At 62.2% G+C, this 21,160-nt stretch carries 23 protein-coding genes; 8 read left to right on the top strand and 15 right to left on the bottom strand.

The window, feature by feature from the left end:
• Nucleotides 1–11: 11 nt before the first annotated feature.
• From HY556_06905 to HY556_06890, 4 genes are all read right to left on the bottom strand, one after another.
• Nucleotides 12–1,703: a methylmalonyl-CoA mutase family protein gene (locus tag HY556_06905; GenBank protein ID MBI4393509.1), complete on the bottom strand. Its 1,692-nt coding sequence runs from the start codon at nt 1,701–1,703 to the stop codon at nt 12–14.
• A 259-nt stretch (nt 1,704–1,962) separates the two neighbouring features.
• On the bottom strand, nt 1,963–2,451 hold the full coding sequence (locus tag HY556_06900) for an isoprenylcysteine carboxylmethyltransferase family protein (GenBank protein MBI4393508.1): 489 nt from the start codon (nt 2,449–2,451) through the stop codon (nt 1,963–1,965).
• Nucleotides 2,452–2,581: 130 nt separating this feature from the next.
• Nucleotides 2,582–2,803 carry a hypothetical protein gene (locus HY556_06895; GenBank protein ID MBI4393507.1) on the bottom strand — a complete coding sequence of 74 codons (222 nt, stop codon included), beginning with the start codon at nt 2,801–2,803 and terminating at the stop codon, nt 2,582–2,584.
• Between the two features lie 161 nt (nt 2,804–2,964).
• Nucleotides 2,965–3,423 carry a bifunctional nuclease family protein gene (locus HY556_06890; GenBank protein ID MBI4393506.1) on the bottom strand — a complete coding sequence of 153 codons (459 nt, stop codon included), beginning with the start codon at nt 3,421–3,423 and terminating at the stop codon, nt 2,965–2,967.
• 297 nt (nt 3,424–3,720) lie between these two features.
• On the opposite strand from HY556_06890, the gene HY556_06885 reads away from it, so the two are divergent.
• Both HY556_06885 and HY556_06880 read left to right on the top strand, forming a co-directional pair.
• Nucleotides 3,721–4,923, top strand: coding sequence for an AAA family ATPase (locus tag HY556_06885; GenBank protein MBI4393505.1), 1,203 nt, complete (start codon nt 3,721–3,723; stop codon nt 4,921–4,923).
• A gap of 247 nt (nt 4,924–5,170) precedes the next feature.
• Nucleotides 5,171–5,437, top strand: coding sequence for a 50S ribosomal protein L35ae (locus HY556_06880; GenBank protein MBI4393504.1), 267 nt, complete (start codon nt 5,171–5,173; stop codon nt 5,435–5,437).
• Nucleotides 5,438–5,473: 36 nt separating this feature from the next.
• Here HY556_06880 and HY556_06875 read toward each other — a convergent pair whose 3' ends face one another.
• Nucleotides 5,474–5,710: a hypothetical protein gene (locus HY556_06875; GenBank protein ID MBI4393503.1), complete on the bottom strand. Its 237-nt coding sequence runs from the start codon at nt 5,708–5,710 to the stop codon at nt 5,474–5,476.
• Nucleotides 5,711–5,868: 158 nt separating this feature from the next.
• On the opposite strand from HY556_06875, the gene HY556_06870 reads away from it, so the two are divergent.
• From HY556_06870 to HY556_06850, 5 genes are all read left to right on the top strand, one after another.
• Nucleotides 5,869–6,768 (top strand): formamidopyrimidine-DNA glycosylase, encoded by a 900-nt coding sequence (locus HY556_06870; protein MBI4393502.1) that lies wholly within the window; start codon nt 5,869–5,871, stop codon nt 6,766–6,768.
• Between the two features lie 49 nt (nt 6,769–6,817).
• Nucleotides 6,818–8,188, top strand: coding sequence for a HAMP domain-containing histidine kinase (locus HY556_06865; GenBank protein ID MBI4393501.1), 1,371 nt, complete (start codon nt 6,818–6,820; stop codon nt 8,186–8,188).
• Nucleotides 8,189–8,259: 71 nt separating this feature from the next.
• Nucleotides 8,260–8,877 (top strand): hypothetical protein, encoded by a 618-nt coding sequence (locus HY556_06860; protein ID MBI4393500.1) that lies wholly within the window; start codon nt 8,260–8,262, stop codon nt 8,875–8,877.
• A 103-nt stretch (nt 8,878–8,980) separates the two neighbouring features.
• Complete coding sequence (locus tag HY556_06855; GenBank protein MBI4393499.1) at nt 8,981–9,373, top strand: hypothetical protein; 393 nt, start codon at nt 8,981–8,983, stop codon at nt 9,371–9,373.
• Nucleotides 9,345–10,730, top strand: coding sequence for a hypothetical protein (locus HY556_06850; protein MBI4393498.1), 1,386 nt, complete (start codon nt 9,345–9,347; stop codon nt 10,728–10,730). Before HY556_06855 ends, HY556_06850 begins: the two co-directional genes overlap by 29 nt.
• 4 nt (nt 10,731–10,734) lie before the next feature.
• On the opposite strand, the gene HY556_06845 is transcribed toward HY556_06850, so the two are convergent.
• From HY556_06845 to HY556_06830, 4 genes are all read right to left on the bottom strand, one after another.
• Entirely contained in the window at nt 10,735–11,007 is a 273-nt protein-coding gene (locus HY556_06845; protein ID MBI4393497.1) for a hypothetical protein, read from the bottom strand.
• 94 nt (nt 11,008–11,101) lie between these two features.
• The gene (locus HY556_06840) at nt 11,102–11,746 is read right to left on the bottom strand and encodes a nucleotidyltransferase domain-containing protein (protein ID MBI4393496.1); all 645 of its coding nucleotides are present in this window, start codon (nt 11,744–11,746) and stop codon (nt 11,102–11,104) included.
• A gap of 254 nt (nt 11,747–12,000) precedes the next feature.
• Nucleotides 12,001–12,252 carry a type II toxin-antitoxin system RelE/ParE family toxin gene (locus HY556_06835; protein ID MBI4393495.1) on the bottom strand — a complete coding sequence of 84 codons (252 nt, stop codon included), beginning with the start codon at nt 12,250–12,252 and terminating at the stop codon, nt 12,001–12,003.
• On the bottom strand, nt 12,253–12,492 hold the full coding sequence (locus HY556_06830; GenBank protein MBI4393494.1) for a hypothetical protein: 240 nt from the start codon (nt 12,490–12,492) through the stop codon (nt 12,253–12,255).
• Between the two features lie 125 nt (nt 12,493–12,617).
• Between HY556_06830 and HY556_06825 the strand changes: the two genes are divergently transcribed.
• The gene (locus HY556_06825; protein MBI4393493.1) at nt 12,618–13,673 is read left to right on the top strand and encodes a hypothetical protein; all 1,056 of its coding nucleotides are present in this window, start codon (nt 12,618–12,620) and stop codon (nt 13,671–13,673) included.
• Between the two features lie 17 nt (nt 13,674–13,690).
• On the opposite strand, the gene HY556_06820 is transcribed toward HY556_06825, so the two are convergent.
• The 6 genes from HY556_06820 to HY556_06795 all read right to left on the bottom strand — a co-directional run bounded on the left by HY556_06820 (nt 13,691) and on the right by HY556_06795 (nt 20,927).
• Complete coding sequence (locus HY556_06820) at nt 13,691–14,443, bottom strand: SOS response-associated peptidase family protein (protein MBI4393492.1); 753 nt, start codon at nt 14,441–14,443, stop codon at nt 13,691–13,693.
• Nucleotides 14,431–15,207 (bottom strand): SOS response-associated peptidase family protein, encoded by a 777-nt coding sequence (locus tag HY556_06815; protein ID MBI4393491.1) that lies wholly within the window; start codon nt 15,205–15,207, stop codon nt 14,431–14,433. Before HY556_06815 ends, HY556_06820 begins: the two co-directional genes overlap by 13 nt.
• 102 nt (nt 15,208–15,309) lie before the next feature.
• Nucleotides 15,310–15,981 (bottom strand): SOS response-associated peptidase, encoded by a 672-nt coding sequence (locus HY556_06810; GenBank protein ID MBI4393490.1) that lies wholly within the window; start codon nt 15,979–15,981, stop codon nt 15,310–15,312.
• 142 nt (nt 15,982–16,123) lie between these two features.
• The gene (locus HY556_06805) at nt 16,124–16,795 is read right to left on the bottom strand and encodes an SOS response-associated peptidase family protein (protein ID MBI4393489.1); all 672 of its coding nucleotides are present in this window, start codon (nt 16,793–16,795) and stop codon (nt 16,124–16,126) included.
• A 192-nt stretch (nt 16,796–16,987) separates the two neighbouring features.
• Entirely contained in the window at nt 16,988–18,874 is a 1,887-nt protein-coding gene (locus HY556_06800; protein MBI4393488.1) for a CocE/NonD family hydrolase, read from the bottom strand.
• A gap of 166 nt (nt 18,875–19,040) precedes the next feature.
• Nucleotides 19,041–20,927, bottom strand: coding sequence for a CocE/NonD family hydrolase (locus tag HY556_06795; GenBank protein MBI4393487.1), 1,887 nt, complete (start codon nt 20,925–20,927; stop codon nt 19,041–19,043).
• Between the last annotated feature and the right edge of the window lie 233 nt (nt 20,928–21,160).

The raw sequence follows: 21,160 nt of genomic DNA, 5'->3' as shown, positions 1-21,160 counted from the left end.
CCCTCCCTGCGTCAGAATATCGCCGGTTCCCGGTACTCGCCGAAGACCTTCACCATGGCCGTACGGATCTCCCCGATCGTGCAGTACGCGCGCGCGGCGTCGAGGATGAACGGGACGAGGTTGGCCTGCGTCTCGCAGGCTCTCGTGAGTTTCTCGAGCGCCTCGTCGACTTTTCGCGCGTCGCGTGTGCGTCTCAATTCGTCGAGCCGCCTTATCTGCTTGGCCTCCAACGCGTCGTCGACCTTGAGCAGGTTCGCCTGCTCCTTGGCGCCCGTTTCTTCCTCCGTGAACTTGTTGACGCCGACGATGACGCGCCGCCCGTCGTCAACGTCCTTTTGGAACCGATACGATGAATCGGCGATCTCGCGCTGGAACCAACCCTTTTCGATGGCGGGGATGACGCCGCCTTGGCCCTTGATGCGTTTGAAGTATTCCCGGGTCTCCGCCTCCATTTCGTTGGTCAGCGCTTCCAAGTAATAGGAGCCGCCCAATGGATCGATGGTATTGGCGACACCGGATTCGTGTGCGAGGATCTGTTGGGTCCTTAGCGCGATCCTGACGGCCTTCTCGGTGGGGAGCGCCAGCGCCTCGTCGAAGGAGTTGGTGTGCAGCGATTGCGTGCCACCCAGTACAGCCGCAAGCGCTTGGATCGTGGTGCGGACGATGTTTATCTCCGGCTGTTGCGCCGTCGCGGAGCATCCCGCGGTCTGCGTGTGGAACCGGAGGAGCCAGGAGCGCGGGTTCGTGGCCTTCGCCTCGTTCTTCATGAAGTCTGCCCAGATGCGGCGGGCGGCGCGGTACTTCGCCACCTCCTCGAAGAGGTCGTTGTGGGCGTTGAAGAAGAACGAAAGGCGCGGCGCGAACTCGTCTACGTCGAGCCCGCGCTCTATCCCCCACCTCACGTACTCCATCCCGTTAGCAAGCGTGAAGGCGAGTTCCTGGACCGCGGTCGATCCCGCCTCCCGGATGTGATAGCCGGATATCGAGACCGTGTTCCATTTCGGGACGTGGATGGACGCGTACTCGAAGATGTCGAGGATGAGCCTCATCGAGGGCTCGGGCGGGAAGATGAACATCTTCTGCGCGATGTACTCCTTCAGGATGTCGTTTTGGATGGTGCCGCCGAGTTTCGAGAACGGGATCCCTTGCTTCTCGGCCGCGGCGAGGTAGAAGCACCATATCATCGCGGCCGGCCCGTTGATCGTCATCGATGTCGTGACCTGGTCGAGGGGGATGCCGCGGAAGAGGTCCTCCATGTCCTTGAGGCTCGATATGGCCACCCCGCATTTTCCGACCTCGCCCCGGCTCATCGGGTGGTCGCTGTCGAAACCGTGGAGCGCAGGAAAATCGAACGCGACCGATAGGCCGGTTTGTCCATGGGCGAGGAGAAACTTGTACCGCTCGTTCGTCTCCTCGGCGGTCCCGAATCCCGCGAACTGCCTCATGGTCCAGAGGCGACCGCGGTACATCGTCGGGTATATGCCGCGCGTGAACGGGTATTGGCCGGGCTGTCCAAGCGTCTTTTCGGGGTCCGATGCGTCGGCGTCGAGCGGCGTGTAGAGTCTTCTTACCGGTCGGCTGCTCGTCGTCACGAACGCTTTTTCGCGTTCAGGAGAGGCGGCGAGGGCCGCCTTGAGCGTCGTCGCTTCCCATTCTTTCAACGCGGCCGCCAATCGCCGGTCCTTAGGCGCGGCTCGCCTCATCGGCGCCTTGACGCTTGGCGGCGTCTTGACGCTCACTGTTCTTTTCGCCGCACGTCCTTTTCCCTGCCCCCTAGGACGCGGGGCGCGGGCCCGAGCGCTTCGGGTCTTGGACTTTGACGCGTGGCGTTTGGCGGTCTTTCTTGGTCGCGCCCCGGCGGCACGCCTTCGCTTCACCGACTTTCCAGGATCCGCCATGGTCTCGCACCAAAATGGGGCCATTCCCCTTATTATGGTTTGGCGCTCCCGTGGAATTGGCCCGTCAGTACAGGTACGGAACGAGGCGCTTCGTCCGCCGGCAGTAGGCGTCGAAGCGCTCGCCGAAGCGTTCTCGAAGCATCGCGTCCTCGACCTCGACGCGGAGGAGAAGCCACAGGAAAACGGGCGCCATCAACGCGAGTCCCGTGAGACTCCCGAACGCGATCGGAAGACCGGGCCAACCAAGGAGGCTTCCGAGGTACATCGGATGGCGCACGAATTTGTAAGGGCCACGCTCGACCAGGTCGTGGTCGGCAACAAGGCGCAACCGGTAGGAGAACAGGCTGCCTAGGGTGTGACGGGCGTACACCCTCACGGCGAGGCCGACCGCGAGAAGGGACGCGCCGACGACCGGCTGTGTCCCCATCGGGGCGACAAGTCCGGCCGCTGACCAATGCAGGCCCGTGGCGACGATAGACGCCGCGAGGGAAAGCAGCGCGACGGGAGTCGCGATGCGGTAGAGTCGACGCAATCGTTGGAGCCCCCCGGGCACGGTAAAGCAAAACGTTTCGAACGCATAACGATTCGGAATAGGACGGAGCGCCACCGAAGAGCCGGACTTTGCCGCGATCCGCGTGGGAGGAGCGATATCCGACCGGGACGTGGATTGAAACCGGAGCGGGTCACTGACCGAGCTTTGCTTTCAATTGGGCCTCGTCGTGGACGAGTTTCTCGATCCGGTGGACAAGGTCCTTGCGACGCGCTTCGAGTTTGTCCCAGCGCGCCTTGTGCTCCTCGGCGGTGAGTTCGCCCTTGGATTTGCGGCGGTCGAGCTCTTCGAGGTTCTTTCGAAGCTCCTTTTGGAGGCCGTGGAGTGTCCGGAGCTTGTTTTCAACGCCTTTCAAGCGAAGACGGGTAAACAGTGTCACGGCTGGTCTCCGATGGGACTACCAGCGTCGAGGGGATTAATCTTTGCGCCTGAATGGAGGCCCGGTGGCGCCTCGGCGCGCACATCGCCCTAAGGCGAAACGGGCCCGGGGGGGCGCCGACGGGGGCGGGGCGGGAATCAGCGGGATACGCCGAGATCCTCGGGGTCGGCGTCGGATTCGTCCACCTCTACCTTCTCGGCCACCAGGTTCGTGCGTTTGATGGCTGCCGAGTCCATGACCTGTTGGCGCACCTCGATGGGCGCGTTCTGTCGCACGGCGAGGGCGATACAGTCGGAGGGGCGGGCGTCGAAGCGGTGGGTCGTCGTCTTCGAGTTCCGCTCGACGTTGATGAAGAGGCTCGCGTAGAACGTGTTCTGAGCCAGTTCCTCGATGACGACGCGTGACACGATCGCGCCGAGTTCGTTCATCACGGCGGAGAAGAGGTCGTGGGTCATCGGCCGCGGCGGCGGGTCGCCGCCTTGCAGCGCTAGCTGGATGTTGAGTGCTTGGGACTGGTCGATGAAGATCGGGAGCACTTTTTCACTGGGCGTGCCGTTCTTCGGGGCAAGGATCACTACGGGTCCTTGCGGTGACATGAGGACGTTCTCTACGGTGACGGATAGCGTCTCGCCGTCCTTTCCTTGGGGCTTCGTCATGCCGCTTCTTACTGCCTTAATCGGGACATGGTATTATGCTTTCCCCAAGAGGAATGGCGAAGACGGGGGAGAGCGCGATCATCGGGAGAGCATCGACCAATCCTGAAAATGAGATAAAATGGCGATAGGCGTCATGCTGGCAATATGCGGGGTTGAAAGGCGGGCGGCGACGTCAACCGGGTAGTTTCACCGAACCGGAACAAATCATTTATAGCCGGTCCCCGCGTCATTCCATCAATGAGGGAGATAATCGAAAGTGAGCTCCGAGGAGCGTCGGTGATCAAGGACTCGGAGAAACTCAAATTCGATTACGTGCCCGAGCGGCTTCCACACAGGGAAGAGGAGATGGGGCAACTCGCCCGCTCATTCCGCTCGCTCATCACCTCGAACGCGCCACAATCAGCGCTCATCACGGGGCCCGTGGGCTCGGGAAAGACCGCTCTCGCCAAACGCTTCGCGGAGGAGTTCAAGAAGCTCGCCTCCGAGCGCGGTGTGCTCGTCGAATGGACGGATGTGAATTGTCGGCGAAGGGCCACCGAATCCGCGTCCCTTCTCAAGATCGTGAGCCACTTCTCCCCGAACTTCCCCGACCGCGGCTTCTCGACGACCGAGATGCTCGACATACTGAAGAAGAACCTCACGAAACGCGGGGCGCGCCTCATCATAATACTCGACGAGGCCGAGATACTCCTTCGAAAATCCGGCCCCGACATCATCTACAGGCTCACACGCTTCACGGAGGACGAGCCGGGAGCGAACTTCAGCGTCTCGCTCATACTCGTGAGCCAGGAGAACCCACGACTCCTCATGGACGAGGCGTCCCGCTCCACTTTCAAGGCATCGAACACGATAACGCTCACGCGCTACACCGCACAGCAGCTTGCGACTATCGTGATGCAGCGCGCCGAACTCGCCTTCCACAAGGGGACGATCGACGAGGATTGCGTCGAACTCGTCGCCGACATCGCGGCCGAGGACGGCGGAAACGCGCGTATGGCCATCGAGATACTCGGGAAAGCCGGCGAACTGGCGGACACGGAAGGCCAACGCACGGTGAGCCCGGAGCACGTGCGCGCGGCGAAGGCGGACACGTACAGCTTCGTCACGGAATCGAAGCTCCTCGAACTCGACCCCCATAAGCGGTTGGTGCTTCTTGGGATCAGCCGCTCGCTTCTTTCCGGCCAGGCGTTCGCCCGCACGAGCGAGGCGGAATCGCGCTACGCGCTCGCCTGCGAGGAGTTCGGCGACAGGGCCAGGGCGCACACGCAGTTCTGGACCTACATCAAGGAACTGGAAGGCGAGGGGCTCATCTCGGCCAAACGCAGCGGCAAAGGGATAACCGGTGCGACGACGCTCATATCGCTACCCGATATCCCTGCTAAAGCGCTCGAAGAGAAACTTCTCGCGATAATCAGGGAAGAGTCTGGGATGGGGCGATAACCTCTTGACCGAACATTAATGGCGAAAGACCGCGCAATAGTACCACAACATGATGAACCCGTTCTGGCCGTTCTCACAACCCGACCCGCGGACTCCGTGGCCCCCGGCGCCCGGCCCGTTCCCGGGAGAGCCCGACGAACCCGAAGACGACCCCGACGATGACTAGGACCTTCGCCCTTGTAAGTGCAGGTGTTTTCCGCGCCCTTCTTCAGAAAAGGTCAAATGGGACAAGACGCTGGGGGGACCCATGAGCACACTTCAGATCGCGACGTTCAGCGGCCGTGTCGGAAACAAGGACAACGCGTTGGCGATAATCGAAGTCGGCGCCGCGAACCGAGAAGCGCTTCTCGGGACGCACGTCGTCTGGACCGACCCCTCCGGCAAGACGATCAGGGGAAAAATCTACAAGGTCCATGGCACGAAAAGCGTCATGGTCCGCTTCGCCAGGGGACTTCCCGGGACGGCGATCGGCACGATGGTCGAATCCAGTACCTCGAAGAAAAACAAGAAATAAGGTGCCGTCGCACCTTACCTGGAGGCGATGCGCGCCCTACGCGGGCCGCAGGGGCATCATTGCGGCTTTCGCTGTCTCAACGCGTCGTGTCTCGACGCGACGCGATGTGATGAGTGCCCGCATTACGTCGGCGCTCTTGAGGCGCCTGCCGCACCCGTCGCAGTTCATGAAGCCGCTTCGGCTGAGCGCGATGAGCTCGACCGAGTTCGGCGCGATGCATCGCGGGCAGTGGAATGCGACGAGCACTGGGACCTTTCCGGAATTCATAGTCATACACTAGAAGGGCCAACGGACACGGTATAAAAAGGTATCTGGTCAAAACGCCATAATCGTACGTTAATGGTTGTCCATTGGGACGCTGCGGAATGCCGCGACCACATGGAAACGCCGCTCTTTGATTATGCCCCTGCCTCCTACGCGGGCGAAGAGTAGTGCCAGAACTCCCAGACATCACGGTCTACGTCGAAGCGCTCGAACGGCGCGTCGTCGGGCGACGAGTCGAAAGCGTCCGGATCGCCAGCCCGTTTCTCGTGCGCACGGTCGAGCCCGCGCCGTCGGCCATGGTCGGTAGGACCATCACGCGCGTCTTCCGACTCGGCAAGCGCATCGTGTTCGCATTCGACGATGGCGTGCACTGCATCATCCACCTGATGATCGCAGGTCGATTCCATTGGAGGAAGACGGGAGCGAAGCTAACGGGAAGGAACACGCTCGCTGGCCTGGACTTCGAGAACGGGACGCTTCTAGTCACCGAAGCGAGTTCCAAGAAAAGGGCGTCGCTCCACATGGTAACAGGCATAGACGCGGCCCTCGCTTTCGCGCCCGCCGGCGTCGAGCCGTTGGAGGCCGATAGAAGCGCCTTCACCGCGGCGCTGCGACGCGAGAACCACACGTTGAAACGCGCGCTCACGGACCCACGTATCTTGAGCGGTGTGGGAAACGCGTACTCGGACGAGATCCTGCACAGGGCGAGATTGTCGCCTGTGAAGCTCACGCAGAGGCTCGAAGACGAGGAGGCCGCCCGTCTCCACGCGGCGACCAGGGAGGTGCTCGTCGAATGGACCGGAAGGCTTCGCAAAGAGGTCGGCGAAGGTTTTCCGGAGAAGGTCACGGCGTTTCGGGACGGGATGGCCGTCCACGGGCGTTACAAGGAGCCGTGCCCGGTCTGCGGCTCGAGCGTGCAGCGAATCGTATCCGGGGAGAACGAAGCGAACTATTGTGCGACATGCCAGACGGGCGGGAAGTTGCTTGCCGACCGGGCCCTCTCACGGCTTCTTCGGGAGGATTGGCCGAAGACCCTCGACGAGATGAATAGACGTTTGAAAAAATAGTGAACGGCGGGATGCCAACGTTGATGCCAAAGGACCGCGGTCCTGGGACGTGGTCGAGGAATCGCCGGAAAGCTCCGAAGATCCGACGACCGCGAATGTTCGGCGGGCAGAGCCGGGCCTAAACGCGGCATGGATCGAGCCCGATGACACGGTGGAGGGCCTCGACGCGAGGCGCAGGGCGCGCCTCACCTCACTTTTCATAATCATGCTCATCCCGCTTGGAGCCGCATCGCTCAGCCTTATGGTCGTGTATCCGACCCATGATTCCTACGAGAGCGCGGTCCAACTCGCCGTTTCCTTTGCGACCGTGGTGCTTCTTGGCGCCCTTTACCCGATTTCTCGCAAGCACGGTTACCAATACGCAGCCTACGCGGCGATCGTGATCACGACGGTTTCGATCTGGACTCTCTGGTACGCCGGCGTGGACGAGGATCCGGCAGACACGACCCTCTACTACCTTATTCTCCCCATCTTCATGAGTGGCATCATCATCGGATCGCGAGCGACCGTGGTGTTCGGCCTCGCGAACATCTTCGCCATCCTGTTCGTGGTCCCTTGGCGCTCTCCGGCCGCCGCCGATTCAACGATGTTTGTGACGCTCTTGTTCTTCGTGGTCGTCATGGCCGCCTTGATGACGGCGGCGGCGAGGACCCGGGAAAGCGACATCCGGGAATTGGAAACCGTGAAAACGGAGCTCGAAGGCGACAAGCGCAAGCTTCGTGAAAAAGAGGAACAACAAAGGCAGATGATCAACAACATCGTCCACGACCTCGGCTCGCCGATAACGCCGATGAAGATCCAACTGGCGCTCGCGGGCCCCGACAGACCCGTCACCGCCAAGACCCTCGATATCCTGCGAAGAAACCTCGCTCAGGTGGAGCGGCTGGTCGCCGATCTGAAGGACCTGTCGCTCATGGAGAGGGGACGGCTCGGGCTCCAGCTTCAAGACGTCGAGATGAAAGCACTTCTTCGGGGCGCGGTGGAGGCGTACGCTCCCGAGGCGCAAAAGCGCGGCGTGAGATTGGAGATGCAGGATGGCGTCGAGGCGCGCGTGGTCGCCGACCCGGGACGCGTGACGCAGATGATTTACAATCTTGTGACGAACGCCCTCAAGTTCACGCCGCGGGGCGGAAACGTCACCCTGACTTTGGAATCCATGGAAGGGACGGTCTCGGTGAAGGTGCGCGATTCCGGGCGCGGATTGACGCCGGATGAGATCGCCCGCTTGTTCAAGCCCTTCAGCCAGGTCCATGACAGGGGAGAGATCCCGGAGCGCGGGACGGGCCTGGGGCTTTTCATCTGCAAAGGGATAGCGGAGGCGCACGGTGGCCGCGTGAGCGTCGAAAGTGAGGGAAGAGGACGGGGCTCCGCCTTCATCGTCACGATTCCCGCGAGTGACGGAAGACCGCCACCAAGATGACGACTTTTGACCATGCACACTTTCACCCACCCCATCGTCTCTGACTTCCCCATGGAAGCCAAGACTCGACCGTGTGGTCCCGCTTCTTCGTCGATGGACTGGTACTTCTTGACGGGCCGACGTGTCATGTGCGTCAAGTTGCGCAGGAACTCGCCCATCACACAGTCCACAACATGGATGGCCAGGTCCTCTGGTGCGACGGCGACCACGGCTTCAATCCGTACAACTTCGCCGAATTGAACCTCGTTCGAGGCCACTCGGCCGACGACGGAGCCGGGCGCGTGCTCGTGAAGCGGTGCATGACGCCTTTCCAATGGGACACCGTGCTCACGAAGCAATTGGGAGCGAGACTTGAGACGACGAAGACCTCACTCGTGCTCGCGCTTCCATACGACAGGCTGTTCTCGACCGACGAATTGAAGGATTGGGAACAGGAGGATTACGTGAAGTACAGCCTCGCACATCTGCGTGGGCTCGCCACGAAGCACAGGGTCCCGATCCTCATCGGGGTCGACATGGCGCGTTTGCGGCTCACGCACCCTGCGCTTGCTACACTTGTCGATGAGGGCGTCGAGAGGCGTTGGACCCTTGGAAAGAGAAGCGCAGGGGAGAACGTCGTCCCGATTCCGGGCGATGCCGGCGAATCGGGTTCGTCGCGGCAGATGGATCTTCTCGGCAATGGATGGTGAAAGCACGATCCTCTGCCACGTCATATCAATGTTTTGTCCCACTTTCACTCCCCCCCGTCCAAGAAGGGTATAGCCCCGTTCAACAGGAGTATATCGTGAGAACATGGGCCAATCGACCCCCACGACGACGATGGCTCTCGACACGTTCGAGGCCCGCTATGACGCGTTCCGCTCGGAGCTGCATCCGAGGGAGCAAAGATGGTTCGACGAACTCGTGGTACGCGCACGACGTCATTCGAACGCGATAAACCGCCGACCGCACCTCGACTTCGAGCGCCCAGTGATGCTCTCGATGCTCCTTGAAGGCATGCGGGAACTCGACGAGACGAGAGCGGAGATCGCAGTGATGAAGATGCAACTGGAGGAGGCCTGTCATGCACTCGCCGAAGCCGGCCTGGTTGTTCGACGCATACCCACACCCACGGCTCTCGAGCTTGGTCATCTGGGTCAAACACGGCTCGAAGACCTTGAAGAGGCTCGTACGGTACCAGCCTGAGTTCGCTGTCCGCGCCGAGGCGGAGCCGCTCGAAACGGCCGAAGACGTCCTGAAGCTGGACGAACGGGTCGAGTCGATGCGGCGCGACGAGACGGCGCTCTGGCTACGAGGCCCCAAGGAACCTGTCCTACGCGTGAGGCCACGGCGGTTCCAGGACACGTTCTCCATAGCGACGAGGCTTCGGAAGGAGACCCACACGAAGGGGTTCCTGTTCTTCGACGTGGACCACCAGGCCGAGAGCAGATGGATGCACTCGCAAGGGCTCTTCTCCATGTGCAGGCTGGACCCCGACCGGCTCATGGAGCGTGGCAGTGACGCGCGTTCGTCGAGTGCGCTTGAGCATGGCCTCGGACTTTACGACGGCGAGGACCGATGGACGTTCGATTATCCGGACCCGGGCCTAAAGACGGTGCGGCTTGAAGTGAAGACCGTGAAAGGAGGGCACGTCCACTCCTTCGAGGACGCCTTGGAGTCGGTGAGGTTCGGCGACGAGGAACTCAAGTGCGCAAAGCCCGGCGACGAGGCTGCAGAACGCGGCGTGCTCCGGGAATTGAACGCACGCATACGTACGCTCGATCCCGACGTGTTGATAACGCGCCACGGCGACCGGTGGGACATCCCGTATCTCTTGCGCCGGATACGTAAGCTCGACTTGGAGCGCGAAGTGCGGTTGGGCCGCGACGAGGATCCGCTTCCCGACAGGCCCGACCAGGAGTCGAAGAGCATCCACACGTACGGACGCTGGCTCTTCAAGACGAACGCGTACTATCTACGCGGCCGTTGGCACGTCGATCTTTCGAAAAAGACCTTGGACTCGGAGGACGACCGGAAGGACCTCCACGGGATAATCTACCTCTCGCGTGTGGCCAACCGCCGGGCGCAGGACGTGAACCGTAACGGCGCAGGCTACGCGCTTCAACAGATGCAGATAGACCTCGCGACAGACTGGGGTGTCGCTCTCCCGTGGAAGCGCAACCTCGCAGAAGACTGGAAGGACGCCGCGACCCTTTGCGCAGTGGATCGCGGCGGACAGATAGTGAACCCGGAGCCGGGAGTCTACAGCGACGTCGTCGCGTGCGATTTCTCGGGCTACTATCCGAGCCTCGTCGTCATGAACAACCTTTCAAGCGACACGATCAACTGTGACTGCTGCAGAGACGATCCGGAGGCGTTCGTCGTGCCGGAACTAGGGATGCGCGTGTGCAAGCGGCACTACGGGCATCAGGCGGAGATACTGAGGAGGTTGTGGGGGCACAGGCGTTACGTCAAGGCGATATTGAAGAGGGCGGAGAGGGAGGGGGTCGTGCCATCAACCACCGCAGACGAGGCTCACGCACCCCCTTTGTGGCCTTCATGACCGCTCACCGCTCCCCCAACTGTTGGCGTCCCCACTCGTGAAACCTCAGGGCCTTCTTCATCGTGGCCGTCGCCTCCGTCTCCTCGAATTCTCTCGCCTCGTACTCAACTACGTTCTTCACGCGGATCACCTCCAAGGCCTTGTCCGCGTGTTCTTCTATGCCCGTGACGGGGATCCGCCGCAATAATTGGGCCGCGTCCCCGTGGTCCTGGGAGCGGGACCGCTCGCCAAGATAGAAAGTCGTCAGGGCGTCCGCCGTGGATATCACGAGGTGCACCGAGAGAAGCCCGACCGAATTCCATTCTTCGCGATCCGCCGAACGCCTTAGGCCCGACGCGAAGTCTTGGGCCTTCCGGAGATAAACGCGAGCCTTACCCTTGTCCAGTCTCTCCGTTCTCAAGCCCTGCTCCCAGGACCAATACCCCCTCGCGGCGGATCGAGGCCACGAGGGGCAGGTCGCGCTTTTGGGAAAGCTCGCGTCGTGTATATACGACGGGCGTGAGGGGGTTGCCGAAAGAATCGGCGACCTCCTTCGCCAGTTCCTCGAGAGTGAGCATGAGCATATTCTTCTCCGACTTGCCATCCACGAGTATGAAGAGGTCTATATCGCTATCCGGCCGCTCCTCGCCACGCGCTACGGAGCCGAAGATAATGGCCGTTTCAACGACGCCGATTGCGCGGAGCTTCTTCGATATCAGCGCGTATAGATCCCCAATCGCCGCTCTTTCTAGACCGAGCACAGGGCCGAGCTTCTTGACGAGGTAGTGACCTTGGCGTAGTCTCCAGAGTTGACTGTGGCCGACGGTGCGGCGCTCCACCAGGCCATGATCCAGGAGCGTGTTGAGGTACTGGATCGTCTTGGAGGCATCCGCTCCCGCCGTGCGCGCAAGTTCGCGGCCGGTGAATTCCTTCGATGGAAACGTGACGAGGACGCGAAAGACGCGGATCGGGAGGCGCCCTCCGATCACCTCTTCGATGACTTTGTGGAAGCGCATTGTGTCGCTGTTTGGCAACATTTGTAGCCTTTTAGCAACATATAAATGTTTCCATGTGGGGTGCCTGGATCAAGTCCACGACCTCTCCGTCGACACCACAAACTGAAACCTCTGCGAGAGCGACCGCAGGCGAAGGTCGCTGCGGAACTCGGCATGCACGTGTGCCGACGCCACTACGGGCACCAGGCGGAGATACTGAGGCGGTTGTGGGGGCATAGGAGGTACGTGAAGGCGATGTTGAGGAGGGCGGAGAGGGAAGGAATCGAAGAACGAGATTAGCCGTAGATCGACTTCCGATGCCCGATGGCAAGCACTGTCACCCGTTCTGCTCCAAAATCCAGTAACGCTAGGATCCGATAATCGCCAACACGGAGCCGGTACTGGGGGCTATCTACGAGTTTCTGAAACGAGCGAGCAGGGTCGGAAGCCACGGACTCCAGCTTGGTCGCGATTCTCCTTTGGGTCTCGCGGTCGAGGCGTTGGAGGTCGCCCCACGCCTTCTTCGTGAGGACGATGGTCCAGGCCATCTACAGGCCCAAACGCTTCTTCGCCTCGCCGAGGGGGATCACGTCGCCTACGGCTGCCTGCATCATGGACTCAAGGACACCGGCGCGGAATCTGTCGGTGTAATGGCCTTCCTCGTCGCCCTCCGGTATGAGGCTCAAGAATTTTTGGAGGATCTCGTCATATGTCTCGCGTGGGCCGGTCTTGAGGCGCGACAGCCGTTCGCGCGTCTTGGCGTCGATTTGGATTGTGGTGATTGCCATATGCTCGCTATATGTATGTGCATAGGTTACCATATAATGGTTGCCGTTGGGCCGTCACCGAAAATGCCTGACACTTTCACCCGCCTCACCCGAAAAGGTTTGATGGACGCCGACTGCCATCTATCGTGACCGTCCCTCGCGACCTCGTCGAGAAGGCCAAGGCCGTGAAATCCGAGCACAAGGCCCTCGGAGTCGTCTGCTTCGGCTACTTCCGCTACCGCAACGCCCGCTTCGGTTGCGCCGAGGTGCACCAGGCGATACAGTGCCTCGGCAGGGCGGGGATGACCCGTAGCCGCGAGATCGCGAACGACGAAGGCTACACCGTCGTCCACACGCTCACCGATTGCGTCTTCATGCACAAGCCAGGGGTGACTCGCGCCGACGCGATGCGCCTTTCGCGGCGGATAACGAACGAGGTGGGTGTACCGATGGACGTGGAGGGAGTGTACAAGTGGCTCGTGCTCCTCCCGTCGAAGACGCACTCCCCATCATATGAAAAGCGATCCGGTGGCCTGCCATCCTACGATCGTGCCGGTGTAGTGGGCGTTCCAAACCGTTACTACGGCAAGTTCGAGGACGGCACCATCAAAGTGCGCGGTATCGAAGTGCAGCGGCACTCGACACCCGAGTGGATCTACAACGTGCAACAGGGGATGCTCGACGTCTTCGCCGAGGCAGACAACGCGGAAGACTTCCTCGCGTGCATACCGCATGCCCTACAAGTGGCCAAGAGGGCGGCCGTATCCATGCGACGGCGCGAAGTCGCCCCCGAGGAGCTCGGCCTCATGCTGCAGACCCGCATGGGGCCCGACGATTACGCAGCGAACACGAACACGAAGGCCGCGTTGAAGGCCCTCAAGGCCGCCGGTGTCGAGCGGAAACCGGGCGAGTACGTGAAATACGTCGTCACGAGAAGACGAGGCCCGTGGAGGGCCCGCGTGATGCCGGTCGAATTGACAAAGCGAGAGTCACAATGGCTTAGCGGCAAGACGCAAGAGTACGATGTGGGCTTCTACGTGAGGCTCCTCGCGCGCTCGGTAGAGACGATGCTCTCCCCGTTCGGCTACGATGAGGAAGCACTATACAGGTGGCTCATGGGCGAAACGCGACGTCCCCGCGGCCCGAAGGCCCGACGTTTCGAGGTGACGCCCGTGAAGTGGATCCGTCCAGACCGCGCCTGACGCACAGCCCTTTTCCACTATTCCAAAAGTTTCGACTGACCGCCCTGCTTTGTCCGCCCGCTCTTCGTCTTTTTGGCCCCGTCGTCGGCGTCCTTTGCCCCGCCGCCTTCCACGTCCTTCCACTCTAGCCCTTTCCCGACCGCTTCCAACGCCTTCGGATCGTCAAACCTAGCGCTTCCCACATCGGCCTTCAGCGGGTAAGCGACGAAGTCGTCGTTACGACCGGGCGACAGACATCCCCGGAGCGTCTTCGCGTCGTTTTTCTCCGGCGAAAGCCACGTGTCGAACATCCCGTCGTCGAGCTGTGCGATGACTCGGTTGTGGATCTTGCCGATGAACTCGTTCGGCTCGACCGTGATGAGTGCGAACGCTCTCTTCGTCTTGTCCTCCCAGTAGTGCCCGACGAGCGCGGGGACCGCCATCGCGGCCCCGTCGGCGCGCTCGATCCTGTACGGTTTTTTCCCATCGCCGAGATCCGCCCATTCAAGGATGTAGCTCACGGGCGCGATACCATGGCTCTTCCCGAACATGCGGCTCCACATCTTGCCCGTCTCGAGCTTGTCGGCCCTTGCGTTGAACGATGTGAATTCCTTGGAGAACCCGAAAACGTGCCGCTCCACGGTGGGCACGCCGTCCTTAAGATACAGAACGGGGCAACCCGTGTGCGGCCGTATTATCGGCCGGTCCGCGTCCTCCCATTCGACCTTGTAGCCGCGTAGCGCGTCGCGCTTGTCGATGTCGGGGCCGCGTAGTCCTATCACTCCTGCCATTGGTCCAGCCTCCTCGTGCGGGCGCCCTTTCCCCCATCCGACTTTGTCGATGGTCTGGTCGTATTGGCTCCGGCTTTGCCCGCCCATGTGACAGCGTCCCCGATCGGCTTTGTCGCGTCCGGATCGTCTCGCCGCTTCCACGCGTCGCTGGCGATGGGCACCATCTCGTACCTGTCATTTGGCGCCTGCACGAGTAACTTCGCAAGGGCCGCGACGTCGTGCTCCGCCGGGCTCATCCACATGTCGCGTTCACGCTTGGTCGAAAGCTCGCATACGAAGCGGTCGTGGATCGTGGCGACGAAGTCGTTCGCGTCGGCGGTGACCTGGACGTGGCAGAGATCGTCGTACTCGTTTCCCGTGCTCGCGAACTTGATGTGCCGACGCGCAACGAGGCCGGGAACCACCATGAGCGCTCCATCGCGGCGCTGTACGCGGTAGGTGGTCTTCGTCTTCTTGTCGGTCTCGACGACGTAGCTTATCGCCGTGAGGCAGTGCGACTTTCCAAAGAGCGACGTCCACGATGGCGACTCCATGAGTTTGTCGTCGCGGGCGTTCGTTATCAATCGGCCTTGGAAACCGGGCATTCCGAACCGCACCTTCTCTATGACGCGCTCGCCGTCGACGACGATCGCAACGGGGGCGAAGTCCGCGTGTCGAAGCAGTGGTTTCGCGACGCGTTCGTCTTCGTCGTACGCCCATCGCGTCCCTCCGAGCGCGTCGATTATCTCCATCTTGGAAGCATCGATGCCTTCGAGGCCGGCCACGAGGAAGAATCCACGTCCCGACATTTCCCGGTTGCGCCGACGCGAAGGCGCGCCGCGAAGGGGGTTTCCCATGCAGTGGCCCAAAGTTCTTCCCATGGTTCGTCAGAACAATTTGGTGTGCCTCACCGGTTCGATCAGGGCCGGTGTGTCGTTTCCCGTGTCGTTCGCGGCCGCGCCGACCGCGTGCGAGTCTAGGACGTCGCCGCCTGGCGCTGCGAGTTCGAGCACCCTTCCCATCCCGGATGATCGGGGATGGAGCCAATCGGCCGCGTCGACTTCCTCGATCACAACGGGCATCCGATCGTGTATTTCAGCCATCTGCCTGGTCGGGGCGCATGTGACGATACTCGCGAGCCACTTGGATTCCGCTCCTCCCCGGCCTTTCGCAAAGACCCCCGCGAGAAGCATGGGGCGACGGTCGCGTCGATGGATGAAGTGTGGGACCTTTCGCTTTCCCTCATTTTTCCACTCATAGAAGCCCTTCACAAGAAAGAGGCAATGGCTCTCCCCGATGAGGCCTCGCCACAGTGGCGAATCCTTCGCGGTCTCGATCTTCGTGTTGAAAACACCGTTTGGCCGCTTCGGGATCGGAAAGCCCCATCGGGCGACATCGACTTTCGAACTTTCACCGATGCCAAGTATCACGGGCAAGTGGCTCGCGGGGGGGACGTTGTACCGGTTCTTTTCGAGGACGTGCCGGACTTCGGGATCGTCCATCACGCGTTCGTCGTACATCCGCACGAGTTCGCCGGTCGCAGCGTCCCAGACCCACACTACGCGTCCGCACAAGAGCGTTCACGCTCCATCGCCAGGCGGTGCTTGGGAACTTGCGCCAAGTCCAAGGGCTTGGAGCATTACGCGACTCACTCCCCGTATGCGATGCGAACCACCTATGCGACGCGACCCCCCATGCGACTCACTTTCCACTCCAGCGAAGTGGTTTTCCCTGCTCGACGAGGTGTTCCATCTCGACGCGACCCGGTCTGAAGATACGTCCATCCACAGGTACCGCCTCCCACTCGTCGTTTTCGGGCGCGTGGAGGAGCTTCATGAACCCCTTCGGTTCGCCGTTGGAAAGCCACGCGTCCATCTCCCGTGAGGAAAGCGTGCAGACCTGACGGTCGTGGTACTCCCCGAAGAAGTCGTTCGGTTCCGTGGTGATCATGGCGGCGCAAAGCCGATCCTCGCCCTTCGCATGCCGCATCCCGCAGATCCCCGGCATCACGATGGGCTTCTTGTCGCGGCGACGGAACCAGTAACTCTCCTTCTTCCCTTCGACCTCGATCATCTCGTAGATGCCGGTGGAGGCCACAAGGCAGTGGCTTTTCCCGAACATGCTGCCCCAGAGCCTGCTTTCGAGGAGTTTGTCGTCCCGCGCATTGCCGATCGGCCGCCCGGCGCCCACGTCGAAGCCCCAACGTGCCCGGACGATCGTTCGGACATCAGGCTTTTGGACGGCGACGGGAAGCGTCGTCGTGAGACGCACGACGGGGTGAGGGATCCACTCGCCATCGTACTCCCAGCGCGGGGCCTTGAGAATGTCTTGCAAGTCGATGTCGGCCGCCGTGAGCCCTATGAGTCCGGCCATGGCCTGGAATGGATGTGGGTTTTAAGAATGGTTTGGAGAGTAGGGGCGCGGACGCCGGATGGTCCGAGAACCGACGCTGACACGTCCTGGGAGTGATGTCGTCACCCTCGCGGAAACGATGCGGCCACGCGCCGCGGAACAGAAGACCTCTCCGACGCTTCTTTGGCCGCTTCCCGGATCGCCTTTCCACGTCTACGGCTGTTGTTCCTGCCCTTGGACCGTGGCAAGGAATGCCGGATCGATCGGGGGCGGGGTGAAGAATGCCTCGGGTCCACGCTCGATCGTCGGGACCTTCAAGACGCTGTGGGCAAGGTCAATGACAAGTGGGTCGTTCACTGCGCTCGGCAGGTAATCCTCACCCGTCGCGGAGAGCTGGAGTTTCAACCCGTGACCGGCCGGGAGTACGACGTCCATCGCCCAGAACTCCATCATCATCGTAAGGGGTTGTCCGGGGACGACCGGCATCATCTCCGTGCCGCCTTGTGCGTAGCGCGCGTCCATGATCGCGTGGCCGAGGTGCATGCCGGTCTCCGCGTCCCGAAGGATAGCGTAGGCCTGCCCGCCGGGTCCCGTCGGAGTGACCGAGAGTTGCAACTGGGTCATTCCGGCGATGCGCAAATCCTTCTCCGCGCTCAATGGCAGGAAATTGTACGTGAGGATGCTCCCGACGCCGGAGGCGAAGTCCTCGGCGCCGTACAGGATATCCTCCCCGGCGTGGCCTTTCGTCGCCGCGGAAAGCCGGTTGTCGAGCCACAAGGCATCCTTCGGCGGATACGTCGCCTCGACGCGCCAAGCCCCTGCGTTGTCTTGCACCTCGGCGCGTAGGACCGGCCTCGCGCCGGGGCCCTTGAGGTAGTAGTCGAACCAGCCCAAGAGGTCCTGCGCCCAATCGAAGCGCACGGACTGGGGGAACGCCTCCTTGCCGCGTCCCGATGGAAGCCCCTTGTGCTCCTGGATGCGGTCGGGGTACATGTGCGCCCATTGGCCGAAGAGACCCTTGACCTCGAGGCCGGCGTCTTGGAGCCTGTAGTAAGTCGGGAACGCCATGTGATTGTCGACGTTCCAGTCCTGGAGGCCGTGGATGAAATAGACCGAGCCCTTGTAGTTCTCGAGGGCGCGCGGAAGGAAACTCCGCTCTTCCCAGTAGTCGTTCGCCATCGCAGCGACATGGTCGCCGGTCGCGTACGCCGCCGCACCTTGGGCGGGACCCGCCACGTAATCCTTGCAAAGCGTCTGGGCGTCCTCCGGGTCGGGTTCCATCGAGCCGGTCGGGTCCATCATGAGCGAATCAGGCCCGCTTGGAAGCTCCGAGTCGATGCCAAATGTCCCGTAGACGACGTTGTGCATGATGGGCCCGCGCGTCTCGGCGCTGCCGTTACGCCACATGAGTTCATGCGCCCCGATGAGGCCGCTGATCGGCACGATGGTCTTGAGGTGGGGGTTGCCGAACGTCGCGGCCTCCCACGGCGTCGACCCGTCGTAGCTTCGTCCGATCAAAGCGACGTTCCCGTTGCTCCACGCCTCGGTCCCGAGGAAATCCACGGCCGCGTCGATGCCGAGTTGCTCGCTTCGGCCCATGAGGTCCATGCAATGGGTGCTTTGGCCGGTGCCGAAGACGGAGACCTGTGCGACCGCGTATCCGTGGGGCACGAAATTGTCCATGAGGAACTTCCCAAGCCGGTGCGCCGGCTCGGTGGCGGGGTCGTCGCCGTCGGAATAGTACGGGCCGACGTCGGCGATGACGGGCACCCGCGTACCGGCCTCCACCTGTGGAAGCCAGACGCCCATGTGGACCCTCGCCATGTCGCCCGCCGCCGCGGCACCCTCTTCGACCGGGAGAGCGACGTCGAGGAAGACGCTTTGGACGGGGAGGATCGAAAAGACGCCGGGCTCGAGCGTGAAACTGTAGTTGGATGCGGCGTTGAACGGCATCACGGTGCGGGCCCGGAGCTCGACCGCGGCGGGCGCAACCACCGTTTCGGCGACCGGCGCCTCCGTCGTAAGGTCTTGTGGGGCGGTCGAGACGCAACCGGAGACCAACAGGAATCCGGCGAGAAGCAACGCTTTGGACGCCGACATCGGCCAATCGACCGCTTCTAGTATTATAGGTCTTATGGTGGACGTGTGTGCCGGGTGGCACCTTCGACGGCTCCTATGCGCGGCCCCGTGAAGGTCGCCGGCACAACGGCGCACCCATCGATGGGCCCTTTGGCGAGCCGAAGCGCCGAGCCTCGTGTCCTCCCGGTCAGGGTTGTGCGACGGCGGCGCCCGCTTCCACGGTGGGCTCCGGAGGCGTGAAGAAGACCTCCGGCGAACGGTCGACCGTCGGGAGCTTCAGGATGCTCGCGGCCGAGTCGACGACGAGCGGGTCGCTTACGTCGCTCGGGAGATAGTCCTCCCCGAACGGCGCCAGGATGAGGACCAGGCCGTGTCCGGCGGGGAGCACGACGTCGAACGCTTCGAACTCCATCTTCGCCGTCAACGGCATGCCAGGCACCACCGGGACCATCTCTTTCCCACCGGCGGCATAGCGAAGGTCCATGATCGCGTGCCCGACGCGTAGGCCCGTCTCCGAGTCCCTGAGTTGAGCGAACACCTGGCCGCCTGGCCCGGAGGGTGTCAGCGTGAGCGAAAGTTGGGCGAGTCCCGCTATCCGCGTGTCCTTGTCAAGCGAGAGGGGAGCGAACTTGTAGCGAAGCGAAATGTCGGTGTCCACCGGGGCGCCTTCCACCTGGCCGGCCGCTCCCGCCAACGTGATCACGTCGGGCCTGTCGCCGTGGAGCTTCTCGCCCGTCGAGAGGGCCAGGTCGATCCACTTCGCGTCTTTTGGCGGGTAGGTCTCCTCGACGCGCCACAACCCGCCGCTGTCTTGCACTTCCGCGACGAGAGCGGGCTTGGGTCCGAGGCCCATGAGATAATAATCGAACCACTCCAACAGGTCCTGTGCCCAATCGAACCTCACGCTCTTCGGGAACGCTTCCTTTCCGTACCCTTCCGGGAGTCCCACGTGTTCGTTGATCCTGTCAGGGTACATGTGCGCCCACTGGCCGTATAGGCCCTTGACGTCGAGTCCGGCGTCGACGAGCTTCTGATGCGTCGGGAACGCCATGTGGGGATCCACGTTCCAATCCTGGAGACCGTGGGTGAGGTAGACGCTTCCCTTGTAGTTCTTGAGCGCGCGGTCGAGGAAGTACCTCTCGACCCAGTAATCGTTCACCTCGGGCGCGACGTTGTCGCCGGTGACGCCTGCGGCCCAGCTCATCGGGCCGCCCGTAAGGTAGTCCTTGCAAAGGACCGCCGTCGCGTCCCCTGCGTCGCCGTCGATCGTGTCGGCCGCATATATGGCATAGAGGAGCCCACTTCCGCCGCGGCTTTCCGAGCTGCCGTTTCGCCACATCAGTTCGTGTTGCCCGATGAGGCCGCTGATCGGCACGATCGTCGCGAGATGGGGATTCCCCGACGCGGCCGCCTCCCATGGAGTCGTCCCGTCGTAACTGCGGCCGATGAGCGCCACCTTGCCATTCGACCAGCCTTGGGTCCCTAGCCACGTGATGGCGGCGTCGATCCCGGCCTGTTCGCTTTTTCCCATGAGGTCCATGCAGTTCGTCGAATCGCCCGTCCCGAAAACACTCACCTGGGCGACGGCGTAGCCGTGGGGCACGAAATTGGTGATGAGGAACTTGCCGAGTCTTGCGGCGGGCTCCGTTGCCACCGTGTCGCCTTCAAGCTGTAGCGGCACATTACCGGAGCTCGCACTGTAGTACGGGCCGACGTCGACGATGACAGGGACTTTGGTCCCGGCCGGCACGTCAGGTAGGAAAACGCCCATGTGGGCCTTCGCCATCCCGGCCGCGGCCTCGACGCCCTCCTCCGGGGGAAGCGAGACGTCTACGCTGACGCTCAAGGCGGGAAGTATGGAGTACTTCCCTGGCGCGACCGTGAAACTCCACGTCCCGTTCGTGATGTATGAGAGCTGTTCGGCGCGCTCGCTCAACTCGGTCGCCTGGGCAACGGCGGGTTCGCTCGGTGCGGCTTGTTCCACAATTGCGGGGGCGTCCGCCGCTGGAGGGGTCTGGACGCAACCGCTGATCATCATCAATGACGCGAGAAGTAGCGCCCGAGCTCCGTTCATAAGGGGGTGGACCCTTTCGCGGCCCATAGGCTTTGTGGTGGGCGCCTTCTCCGGCCACCCTTGGCCGGGTCATTTCGTGACGCGGCGACCACGGCGTGCCGGCACGGCGCCGCGAACCCAAGAGCCTGTGGGCCCGCGACACCCGACGCCGTCTACCCGAAGCTTTCCCGCCTCGCTCAAGCGACCGGTCGCTCGGGCTCCGCCCGGGCAATCGGTCGAAACGCCGCCCCAAA

The sequence above is a fragment of the Euryarchaeota archaeon genome (genome assembly GCA_016207515.1).
GTDB lineage: Archaea > Thermoplasmatota > SW-10-69-26 > JACQPN01 > JACQPN01 > JACQPN01.
The sequence above is the reverse complement of the archived record's forward strand: the minus strand, read 5'-3'. Positions and strand labels throughout refer to the sequence as shown.

Excerpts from the sequence above, each read along its gene's own strand:
- HY556_06905 (MBI4393509.1), bottom strand. The coding sequence starts at position 1,703 with ATGAGGCGAGCCGCGCCTAAGGACCGGCGATTGGCGGCCGCGTTGAAA.
- HY556_06890 (MBI4393506.1), bottom strand. The coding sequence starts at position 3,423 with ATGTCACCGCAAGGACCCGTAGTGATCCTTGCCCCGAAGAACGGCACG.
- HY556_06830 (MBI4393494.1), bottom strand. The coding sequence starts at position 12,492 with ATGGCAATCACCACAATCCAAATCGACGCCAAGACGCGCGAACGGCTG.
- HY556_06800 (MBI4393488.1), bottom strand. The coding sequence starts at position 18,874 with ATGTCGGCGTCCAAAGCGTTGCTTCTCGCCGGATTCCTGTTGGTCTCC.
- HY556_06875 (MBI4393503.1), bottom strand. The coding sequence starts at position 5,710 with ATGACTATGAATTCCGGAAAGGTCCCAGTGCTCGTCGCATTCCACTGC.
- HY556_06840 (MBI4393496.1), bottom strand. The coding sequence starts at position 11,746 with ATGTTGCCAAACAGCGACACAATGCGCTTCCACAAAGTCATCGAAGAG.
- HY556_06880 (MBI4393504.1), top strand. The coding sequence starts at position 5,171 with ATGAGCACACTTCAGATCGCGACGTTCAGCGGCCGTGTCGGAAACAAG.
- HY556_06885 (MBI4393505.1), top strand. The coding sequence starts at position 3,721 with ATGAGGGAGATAATCGAAAGTGAGCTCCGAGGAGCGTCGGTGATCAAG.
- HY556_06820 (MBI4393492.1), bottom strand. The coding sequence starts at position 14,443 with ATGGCAGGAGTGATAGGACTACGCGGCCCCGACATCGACAAGCGCGAC.
- HY556_06835 (MBI4393495.1), bottom strand. The coding sequence starts at position 12,252 with ATGGCCTGGACCATCGTCCTCACGAAGAAGGCGTGGGGCGACCTCCAA.
- HY556_06805 (MBI4393489.1), bottom strand. The coding sequence starts at position 16,795 with ATGGCCGGACTCATAGGGCTCACGGCGGCCGACATCGACTTGCAAGAC.
- HY556_06855 (MBI4393499.1), top strand. The coding sequence starts at position 8,981 with ATGGGCCAATCGACCCCCACGACGACGATGGCTCTCGACACGTTCGAG.
- HY556_06795 (MBI4393487.1), bottom strand. The coding sequence starts at position 20,927 with ATGAACGGAGCTCGGGCGCTACTTCTCGCGTCATTGATGATGATCAGC.